This window comes from Streptomyces atriruber, assembly GCF_001418325.1.
In the GTDB taxonomy this organism is placed as follows: Bacteria; Actinomycetota; Actinomycetes; order Streptomycetales; family Streptomycetaceae; genus Streptomyces; species Streptomyces atriruber.
Genome location: NZ_LIPN01000152.1, coordinates 1 through 9,293 on the forward strand (window position 1 = coordinate 1; position 9,293 = coordinate 9,293).

At 71.5% G+C, this 9,293-nt stretch carries 9 protein-coding genes; 8 read left to right on the plus strand and 1 reads right to left on the minus strand.

The genetic code is table 11. The annotated features are described in order from the left end of the window. The 5 genes from AOK03_RS40945 to AOK03_RS17240 form a co-directional block, all read left to right on the plus strand. Nucleotides 1-463, plus strand: a 463-nt coding sequence (locus AOK03_RS40945) for a class F sortase (RefSeq protein WP_208609549.1), incomplete at both ends; no start/stop codon positions are given. A gap of 719 nt (nt 464-1,182) precedes the next feature. Next, entirely contained in the window at nt 1,183-2,511 is a 1,329-nt protein-coding gene (locus AOK03_RS17225; protein ID WP_055566159.1) for an ATP-binding protein, read from the plus strand. 95 nt (nt 2,512-2,606) lie between these two features. Continuing rightward, nucleotides 2,607-2,957 (plus strand): SH3 domain-containing protein, encoded by a 351-nt coding sequence (locus tag AOK03_RS17230; protein WP_055566160.1) that lies wholly within the window; start codon nt 2,607-2,609, stop codon nt 2,955-2,957. Between the two features lie 75 nt (nt 2,958-3,032). Next, nucleotides 3,033-4,397 (plus strand): FtsW/RodA/SpoVE family cell cycle protein, encoded by a 1,365-nt coding sequence (locus AOK03_RS17235; RefSeq protein ID WP_055566161.1) that lies wholly within the window; start codon nt 3,033-3,035, stop codon nt 4,395-4,397. Continuing rightward, nucleotides 4,394-5,854, plus strand: coding sequence for a peptidoglycan D,D-transpeptidase FtsI family protein (locus AOK03_RS17240; protein WP_055566162.1), 1,461 nt, complete (start codon nt 4,394-4,396; stop codon nt 5,852-5,854). The genes AOK03_RS17235 and AOK03_RS17240 overlap by 4 nt, the downstream gene beginning before the upstream one ends. Before the next feature lie 9 nt (nt 5,855-5,863). On the opposite strand, the gene AOK03_RS17245 is transcribed toward AOK03_RS17240, so the two are convergent. Next, the gene (locus tag AOK03_RS17245) at nt 5,864-6,970 is read right to left on the minus strand and encodes a ferritin-like domain-containing protein (RefSeq protein ID WP_055566163.1); all 1,107 of its coding nucleotides are present in this window, start codon (nt 6,968-6,970) and stop codon (nt 5,864-5,866) included. A 126-nt stretch (nt 6,971-7,096) separates the two neighbouring features. Here AOK03_RS17245 and AOK03_RS17250 point away from each other — a divergent pair, with 126 nt between their 5' ends. The 3 genes from AOK03_RS17250 (at nt 7,097) to AOK03_RS17260 (ending at nt 9,154) form a co-directional block, all read left to right on the plus strand. Then, entirely contained in the window at nt 7,097-8,035 is a 939-nt protein-coding gene (locus AOK03_RS17250; RefSeq protein WP_055566164.1) for an AurF N-oxygenase family protein, read from the plus strand. Between the two features lie 83 nt (nt 8,036-8,118). Next, nucleotides 8,119-8,844 carry a TetR/AcrR family transcriptional regulator gene (locus tag AOK03_RS17255; RefSeq protein ID WP_055566165.1) on the plus strand — a complete coding sequence of 242 codons (726 nt, stop codon included), beginning with the start codon at nt 8,119-8,121 and terminating at the stop codon, nt 8,842-8,844. A 37-nt stretch (nt 8,845-8,881) separates the two neighbouring features. Further along, a complete protein-coding gene (locus AOK03_RS17260; RefSeq protein ID WP_055566166.1) occupies nt 8,882-9,154 on the plus strand; it encodes a hypothetical protein in 273 nt (90 codons plus the stop codon). Nucleotides 9,155-9,293 lie beyond the last annotated feature (139 nt).

The following is a 9,293-nucleotide window of genomic DNA, read 5'->3' on the forward strand; positions in this document are numbered from 1 at the left end:
CCCGCACCCCCACCGACGTCGAGCCCGGCACGCCCGACGGAACCGAGGCGCCCGCCCGCCACCGCCGGGGCACCGCCCGCATCGCCGCCGCGGCAGCCCTCACCGCCGCCCTCGGCATCGGCCTGATCGCCTGCGGACAGAGCGGCGGCAAGGGCGACCCGGCCCCCGACGTGAAGGTGAACAACGCCGCCTCGGCCCAGGCCGAGCGGGCCGTCGCCCCGCTGAAGGCGTCCAGGCCGACCGGCCTGCGGATCCCCGCGGCGGGGGTCGACGCGAAGTCGATGCTCGACCTCGGCGTGGGCGCGGACCACGAGCTCGACGTGCCGCCGGTGGACAAGGCGGACGAGCCCGGCTGGTGGACCGGCGGGGTCACGCCCGGCGAGAAGGGCCCCGCCGTGATCGTCGCGCACTACGACACGGCGAACGGTCCCGCGCTGATGAAGAACGTCGCGAAGGTCGGGGTNNNNCCGCCGTCCTCGCCGTCCTGCTGGCCGGTGGCTGCGGCGACCCGGGCGGACTGCGGGGCGCGGGCCCGACGCCGACCGCCGAGGGACCCACGCACCTCTGGCCCGACCTGCCGTCCCCGTCGGTGCCCGCCGAGGACTACGGCGCCATAGAGGCCGTGAAGGTCAAGGGCGTCAAGGTGCCCGACGGCGACCTGCACAAGGTGGATCCGGTCGACGTCGTGCGCGCCGACTTCACCGAGAACCCCGGGACGTACGAAACCACCGACCGGGCCTACAAGGAGACCGTCGAACGGCTGAAGGACTGCGCCCGGGACGACTCCGGCAAGCAGAACCGCTGCCCGGTCCTCAAGGCGTACTACCGCGATCTGACCGGCGACGGCAAGGACGACCTGATCGTCGGCGTCTCCACGCCCGACGACAATCTCGACATCCGCGTCTATGCCGAGGAGGACCGGCGGCTGACGCAGATCATGGAGATGAGCGACGCCGTGCTCGGCGTCGAGCTGGCCGGGCGCGACCTGATCATCCGCGCCATCTCCAGTCTCCCGGGGTACGAGTACCACACCGTCTGGTCCTGGGACTCGCACCAGAAGGCGATGCTGCCCACGAGCGACGAGATCGTCCGCTCCGCGAACGCGGCCCGCCCCAAGTCGCACCGGCCCAAGACACCGGCGCCCGCCTCGCCCCGCCCCACCCCTTCCGAGAGCGGCGGCCGATGAGCCGCCGACCGTCGCGCACGCCGCGGCTCCCCGCCTGGACTGCGACCCTCACCTGGAAGGCCGCCGTCTTCATCACCGTCATGTGCTGTGCGCTCGCCGCGCTGCTCGGCGCGCTCGTGCACGTCTCGGTGACCAACCAGACCGTGGGCCAGGCCCGCGAACGCGCGCTCGTCCGGCTCAAAGAGGTCACCGAGCGGTACGAGGCGGGCGACCGGCTCGGCCCCGGCGCGGGCGTCGACCCGGCCGGGCTGCCCTCGCGCCTGCGCGACCTCGCCGTGAGCGGGCAGCGCGGCACGATGGTCGCCGCCCACGACTCCCGGCCGACGATGTGGGCCGCGGGGCCCGCCGACGGGCAGCGCGCCATCGCCGTCCAGGTCGACTACGCGCAGGGCGCCCGCACCATCGACGGGCTCGACCGGGCGATCCTCGGCTCGTCGGTGCTCGCGATCGGCGCGACGCTGCTGGTCGGCGCGTTCGCCGTGACGCGCGTGACGCGGCGGCTGCACCAGACGGCGCAGGTGGCCCGGCGGATCAGCGCGGGCGACCTGGACGCGCGCGTCGAGGACCCGCACTCCGTCCCGGACACCACGGGCGTCCCGCGCCACCAGGACGAGGTGGCCGCGGTCGCCGGAGCCCTGGACACGATGGCGTCCACGCTGCAGGGCAAGCTGCTGAGCGAGCAGCGGTTCACCGCGGACGTGGCGCACGAACTGCGCACCCCGCTGACCGGGCTGCACGCGGCGGCCGAGCTGCTGCCGCCGGGCCGGCCGACCGAGCTGGTGCGGGACAGGGTCGCCGCGCTGCGCACGCTGACCGAGGACCTGCTGGAGATCTCCCGGCTCGACTCGAAGCGCGAACGGGTGGACCTGGACGCCCATCACCTCGCTCCACTGGCGGAGCGGGTGGTGCGCTCTTCCGGGGAGGGCACGGAGCTCGTCGTCGTACGCGACGTCTGCGTGGACACCGACCGGCGGCGCCTTGAGCGGGTGCTCGGCAATCTCGTGGCCAACGCGCTGGGGCACGGGCGGCCGCCGGTCGTCGTGACCGTCGACGGTCCCGTCGTCTCCGTGCGGGACCACGGCGAGGGATTTCCCGACTACCTCGTGGAGCACGGGCCGCAGCGCTTCCGCACCGAGGGCACCAGCAAGGGGACGAGCAAGGGCCACGGTCTCGGTCTGACCATCGCGCTGGGCCAGGCGGCGGTGCTCGGCGCGCGGCTGGACTTCGCCAACGCGGCCGACGGCGGGGCGGTGGCGACGCTGCGGCTGCCGTTCGAAACGGCCGGGGACGACGAGGAGTCGGGCGGTCCGCACGGCGGAGCGTGAGCTTGCGCGTGCGCATGGTGCCGCTTTTAGTGTGAATTGCGGCTTATGGGCATCCGCCTCGGCCGCCTCACCCGCCCTTCCCCCGAGGAGGCCCCATGTCCCCGCGGACCACCGCCATCCGGCTCGGCATACTCGCCGCCGGCGGCGCCCTCACCGCGCTCACCGCCGCCGGTCCGGCCGCCGCCCTGGACGACGCCAACAACCACCCGCCCGTCTACAAGGGCCGCGTCACCGCCAAGACCGGACTCCTGCTCCGCACCGCCCCGACCCGCGGCAGCAAGGTGATCCGCACGGAGCCGTACGGCAAGGTCGTCACCATCTTCTGCAAGACCACGGGCGACCGCGTCGCCAACAACAACCGCTGGTACCTGCTCACCGACGGGACCTGGGCCTGGGGCTCCGCGCACTACATCGCCAACATCGGGCAGGTCCCGCGCTGGTGCTGACGCACCCTCGCCCCACATGGCCGACATAGTCGACATAAGCGGACTTCCGGGTGATTTGCTTGCTACGTTCCCGGCATGGCCGGAACCAGCGCGGGCACCGCACCCCCAGCGGTCCCCGCTGTCCGTGTCCCCCGACGCCGTGGCACCGAACTCACCCTGCTCGTCGTGGCCGTCCTGCTCTCCGTGTACGGCTACTGCGCCGTCGGCCTCGCCAAGAACGACACCGTCCCGCCCGGCGCCGCCGGTTACGGCGCCGGGCTCGGCGTGCTCGCGCTCGTCGCGCACCTCGCCGTCCGCTTCCGCGCCCCGTACGCCGATCCGCTGCTGCTGCCCATCGCGGTGCTCCTCAACGGCCTGGGCCTGGTGCTCATCTACCGGCTCGACCTGGAGACCCCGAACGACGAGGCGGCACCCGCCCAGCTGATCTGGTCGACCGCCGGCGTGGGCCTGTTCATCGCGGCCGTCCTCTTCCTGCGCGACCACCGCGTGCTGCAGCGCTACGCCTATCTCTCCGTCGTCACCGCGCTGATCCTGATGATCGTGCCGATCTTCTTCCCCGCCGTGAACGGCGCCCGGATCTGGATCAGGGTCGGCGGCTTCTCCATCCAGCCCGGCGAGTTCGCCAAGATCCTGCTCGCCGTCTTCTTCGCCAGCTACCTCGCGGCCAACCGCAACGCCCTCGCGTACACCGGCCGCACGCTGTGGCGGTTCAAGCGCCTCCAGCTGCCCACCGGGCGCGTCCTCGGGCCCATCGTCGCGATCTGGCTGCTCAGCGTCGGCGTCCTCGTCCTGGAGCGCGACCTCGGCACCTCGCTGCTCTTCTTCGGGCTCTTCGTGATCCTGCTGTACGTCGCCACCGGCCGCACCGGCTGGATCGCGGTCGGCCTGCTCCTCGCCGCGCTCGGCGCGTTCGCGGTCGGCTCGCTGGAGCCGCACGTCCACGGCCGTGTGGAGGACTGGCTGCACCCCTTCGCCTCCATCGACGCCGGACAGGGGCCGAACCAACTCGCCCAGTCCCTCTTCGCGTTCGCGGCCGGCGGGATGCTCGGCACCGGCCTCGGGCTCGGGCACTCCATCCTCATCGGCTTCGCCGCGAAGTCCGACTTCATCCTGGCGACGGCGGGCGAGGAGCTCGGCCTCTCCGGGCTCTGCGCGATCTTTCTGCTCTACGCCCTGCTCGTGGAGCGCGGCTTCCGCGCCGGGCTGGCGCTGCGCGACTCCTTCGGGCGGCTGCTCGCGATCGGGCTCTCCTCGATCCTCGCGCTCCAGGTGTTCGTGATCGCGGGCGGCGTCATGGGGCTGATCCCGCTGACCGGCATGGCGATGCCGTTCCTGGCGCAGGGCGGCTCGTCCGTCGTCACCAACTGGATCATCGTGGCGCTGCTGATCCGGGTCAGCGACTCGGCGCGCAGTCAGCCCGTGGGAGAGGGAGCTCTGTGACGCGGTACATCCGGCACGCCGCCGCCTTCTGCGCGCTGCTGCTCATCGCCCTGCTCATCAACGCCACCCGCGTCCAGGTCTTCCAGGCCGACTCCCTCGACGCCAACCAGGCCAACCGCCGCAACGCCATCGTCCGCTTCGCCCAGCCGCGCGGCGACATCATGGTCGACGGGCGCCCGGTGACCGGCTCCAAGGACACCGGTGAGCAGCTCCGCTACGAACGGACGTACAAGAACGGTCCGTTGTACGCCCCCGTGACCGGCTTCGCCTCGCAGGTGTACGGCACGACGTTCCTGGAGAACGCCGAGGACGACATCCTCTCCGGCACCGATCCGATGCTCGCCCCGCTCCCCCTGTGGAACGACATCACGCGCGCGCAGAACCCCGGCGGCAAGGTCGAGACCACCATCAAGGCGCCGGTGCAGCAGGCGGCGTACGCGGGTCTGGGCGGCAAGCGGGGCGCGGTCGTCGCGCTCGAACCGTCGACCGGGAAGATCCTCGCGCTGGTCAGCGCCCCTTCGTACGACCCCGAGAGGCTCTCCGGGACCCGCCGGGCGGTGGCGGACACCTGGGCGGAGCTCAACGGCAGCTCCGCCAAGCCGATGCTGAACCGGGCGATCCGGCAGACGTATCCGCCCGGTTCGACGTTCAAGGTGGTGACGGCCGCGGCGGCGCTCGATTCGGGCGCGGTGACGGACCCGGACGCGCCGACCAAGTCCCCGAACCCGTACACGCTGCCCGGCACCAGCACCCAGCTGACCAACGAGGTCGACGGCTGCACGAACGCCAGCCTGCGCTACGCCTTCCAGTGGTCCTGCAACACGGTCTTCGCGAAGCTCGGCGTCGACACGGGCCTCGGCCCGATGCTCGGCACGGCCCGGAACTTCGGCTTCAACGACGACGGCCTGAAGATCCCCTCGTCGGTCGCCGCCAGCAACTTCGACACCTCGATGGACAAGGCGCAGCTCGGGCTCTCCGCCATCGGGCAGTACGACACCCGGACGACGCCGCTGCAGATGGCGATGGTGTCGGCGGCCGTGGCGAACGGCGGCACGGTGAAGTCGCCGCACCTGGTGGACCGCACGACGACCGACGACGGCGACGTGGTCGACACCGAGGGCGCCAAGTCCCTGCACCAGGCGATGAATCCGGGCACGGCGGCGCAACTGCGCGAGATGATGACGCAGGTCGTCGACGAGGGCACGGGCACGAACGCGGCGATCCCCGGCGTGACGGTCGGCGGCAAGACGGGCACCGCGCAGCACGGCATCGACAACTCCGGCACGCCGTACGCGTGGTTCGTCTCCTGGGCGCAGGCGGACGACGATCCGGAGCCCTCGGTGGCGGTCGCCGTCGTCGTCGAGGACGCGGCAGCGGACCGCGGGGACATCAGCGGGGGCGGCAGTGCGGCGCCGATCGCGAAGGCGGTGATGGAGGCGGCGATCAGCGCCCGCTGACCGGCGGCGTCAGTCCGAATCGCCGGACGCGATCGCGTCCCGCACCTCCGCCACCCGCTCCTGCTCCTCGGCCGCGAAACGTTCCGCGTCCAGCTTCTCGGCGATCTCCTCGTCCTGGGCCATGAGCTGGTCGAGGTTGGCGTTGCCCATTTCGAAGACGCCCATGTCCACGTACGCCTCCTGGAGGCGCTTGCCCCACAGGCCGATGTCCTTGACACAGGGCACGATGCGGGAGAAGAGCAACTGCCGGAAGAGCGCGAGGAACTCGGACTGCTCGCTGTACTCCTGGGCCTGCGCCTTGGGGATGCCGAAGTTCTCCAGGACCTCTACGCCGCGCAGCCGGTCGCGCATCAAGTAGCAGCCCTCGATGACGAATTCCTCGCGCTCGCGCCGTTCGGCGTCCGTGAGCTGCTTGTAGTAGTCGCGCAGCGCCATCCTGCCGAAGGCCACGTGCCGGGCCTCGTCCTGCATGATGTACGCGAGGATCTGCTTGGGCAGCGGCTTGTCCGTGGTGTCGCGGATCATGCCGAACGCGGCGAGCGCGAGGCCCTCGATGAGAACCTGCATGCCGAGGTAGGGCATGTCCCAGCGCGAGTCGCGGAGCGTGTCGCCGAGCAGCGCCTGGAGGTCGTCGTTGATCGGGTAGAGCATCCCGATCTTGTCGTGCAGGAAGCGGCTGTAGATCTCCGCGTGCCGCGCCTCGTCCATGGTCTGCGTCGCGGAGTAGAACTTCGCGTCCAGGTCGGGGACCGACTCGACGATGCGGGCCGCGCACACCATCGCGCCCTGCTCACCGTGCAGGAACTGGCTGAACTGCCAGGAGGCGTAGTGCTTGCGCAGCTCGCCCTTGTCCCGCTCGGTCATCTTCGCCCAGTGCGGCGTGCCGTGGAGCGTCAGCGATTCGTCGGGGGTGCCGAGGGGGTCGAGCGGGTCGACCTCCAGGTCCCACGCGATGCGCTTGGCGCCGTCCCACTGCTTGTCCTTGCCCTTTTGGTAGAGAGCGAGGAGGCGGTCGCGCCCTTCGTCGTACTCCCAGCTGAAGCGGGCCGAACTGGCGGACGGAACAAGCCAGTTGAGCCCGTCCGGTGGACTGGTGTAAAGCTCCTGCGTCGCCATGACGGCAGGCTCACACGCTACTGGACAAGCGGTCAACAAGTCGTGTGCAAGGGATTGACGGCCTTACTGACAAGCAGTCTCATAAGAGTTGACCGCCGGTAACCCCGCGACAAGGCAGGAACAGTCATGACGACGGTGACGGAAGAGGTTTCGCTAGAGGGCCTGCGGGACGCGCTCGGACTGCTCAAGGACCGCGAACAGGTCGCCCTGCGACTCCTGGAGTCGTCCGCCAAGCACTCCTTCGACCCCGACAAGGAGCTCGACTGGGAGGCCCCGGTCGAGGACGGCAAGTGGTTCTGGCCGCCGGAGCTCGTCTCCCTCTACGGCACCCCGATGTGGAAGCGGATGTCCGAGGAGCAGCGCTTCGACCTCGCCCGGCACGAGGCGGCCTCCCTCGCCTCGCTCGGCATCTGGTTCGAGATCATCCTGATGCAGTTGCTGGTGCGGCACATCTACGACAAGTCGGTGACCAGCGCCCATGTGCGGTACGCGCTCACGGAGATCGCCGACGAGTGCCGCCACTCCATGATGTTCGCGCGGATGATCGAGAAGGGCGGCGCCCCCACGTACCCCGTCACGCGCCTCAACCACAATCTGGCGCGCGTCCTGAAGACGGTCTCCACCACCCCCGGCTCCTTCGCCTGCACGCTGCTCGGCGAGGAGATCCTCGACTGGATGCAGCGGCTGACGTTCCCCGACGAGCGCGTCCAGAAGCTGGTGCGCGGGGTCACCCGCATCCACGTCGTCGAGGAGGCCCGCCACGTCCGGTACGCCCGCGAGGAGCTGCGGCGCCAGATGGTGACCGCGCCCGCCTGGGAGCGGCAGCTGACCCGCCTGAGCTGCGGCGAGGCCGCCCGCGTCTTCTCCATCGCCTTCGTGAACCCCGAGGTCTACACGAACGTGGGCCTGGACCGCAGGGAGGCCGTCGCGCAGGTGAAGGCGAGCGGGCACCGCAGGGAGGTCATGCAGACCGGGGCGAAGCGGCTCACCGACTTCCTGGACGACATCGGTGTGATGCGGGGGGTCGGGCGACGGCTCTGGCGGTCTTCGGGGTTGTTGGCCTGATCATCACGGCGCGGGCGTTCCGCGGCTGGTCGCGCAGTTCCCCGCGCCCCTAAAGCGGCACGCCCCGCGTTACGCTGCGAGGCATGACCTCGCCTGCCACCACCCGCGCCTACCGCCGCCTCAGCGTCGAGGCGCGGCGGCGGCAGCTCCTGGACTCCGCGCTCACCCTCTTCGCGCACCGCGCGCCAGAGGAGGTCAACCTCGACGACGTCGCGGAGGCGGCCGGGGTCTCGCGGCCGCTCGTGTACCGCTACTTCCCCGGCGGCAAGCAGCAGTTGTACGAGGCCGCGCTGCGGTCCGCCGCCGACGACCTGGAGCAGTGCTTCGCCGAGCCTCCGGAGGGCCCCCTCACCCGACGGCTCTCCCGCGCCCTCGACCGCTATCTGGCCTTCGTCGACCAGCACGACACGGGCTTCAGCGCGCTGCTGCAGGGCGGCAGCGTGGTGGAGACCTCGCGGACCTCCGCCATCGTGGACGGCGTGCGCCGGGCCGCCGCCCAGCACATCCTCAGCCACCTGGACGTGCCGGAGCCCGGACCGCGGCTGCGGATGACCGTGCGGATGTGGATCACGGCGGTCGAGGCGGCCTCGCTGATCTGGCTCGACGAGGAGAAGCAGCCGCCGCTCGACGATCTGCGGGACATGCTCGTGGAGCAGTTCATGGCGGTGCTCGTGGCGACCGCGGGACGCGACCTGCAGACCGCCGACGTCGTCCGCTGGGCGCTGACCCTGGAGACACCGGAAGGGCCCGTGGGCGGCCTCGCGCGGCGCGTCCTGCCCGTGGTGGCCGACGCGGCGCACCTGCTCTGACCTCCGGGGCGCGCCTGCGGGGTGTGACACTGGGGGCGTGAAGAGCGAAGACACCCCGTTCGTGGGCGGCCCGCTGGACGGCCGGGTGCTCCCGGTGCTGCTCGGGCCGACCGGACACCCGCCGAAAGTCTACCGCGTGCCCGTCCCGGACGACGCGGGCGGCCCGCCGACCGTTCTCGTGTACCGGCGGGTGGCCGCGGCGAGCGGCAGCCGGATCTCGCTCGGGGCGCGATGGCAGTACGACTTCGACGCCGAGGGCGACACGGGCGGCGGCCTGAAGTGGCCGTGGTCGAAACCGGGGGCCCGCTGACCGGGTGTCTCTTCTGCGGGTGCGTCGTGGCGGGTCGCGCAGTTCCCCGCGCCCCTAGAGCGCCCCTGCGGGGCGTCCAGGGCGGGGCGCCCCGCAGGGGGCGTTTCAGGGGCGCGGGGAACTGCGCGACCAGCCCCCA

Bases quoted from the DNA above. Each gene is read 5' to 3' on its own strand.
- AOK03_RS17230 (WP_055566160.1), top strand. From the start codon at position 2,607: ATGTCCCCGCGGACCACCGCCATCCGGCTCGGCATACTCGCCGCCGGC.
- AOK03_RS17225 (WP_055566159.1), top strand. From the start codon at position 1,183: ATGAGCCGCCGACCGTCGCGCACGCCGCGGCTCCCCGCCTGGACTGCG.
- AOK03_RS17250 (WP_055566164.1), top strand. From the start codon at position 7,097: ATGACGACGGTGACGGAAGAGGTTTCGCTAGAGGGCCTGCGGGACGCG.
- AOK03_RS17235 (WP_055566161.1), top strand. From the start codon at position 3,033: ATGGCCGGAACCAGCGCGGGCACCGCACCCCCAGCGGTCCCCGCTGTC.
- AOK03_RS17245 (WP_055566163.1), bottom strand. From the start codon at position 6,970: ATGGCGACGCAGGAGCTTTACACCAGTCCACCGGACGGGCTCAACTGG.
- AOK03_RS17255 (WP_055566165.1), top strand. From the start codon at position 8,119: ATGACCTCGCCTGCCACCACCCGCGCCTACCGCCGCCTCAGCGTCGAG.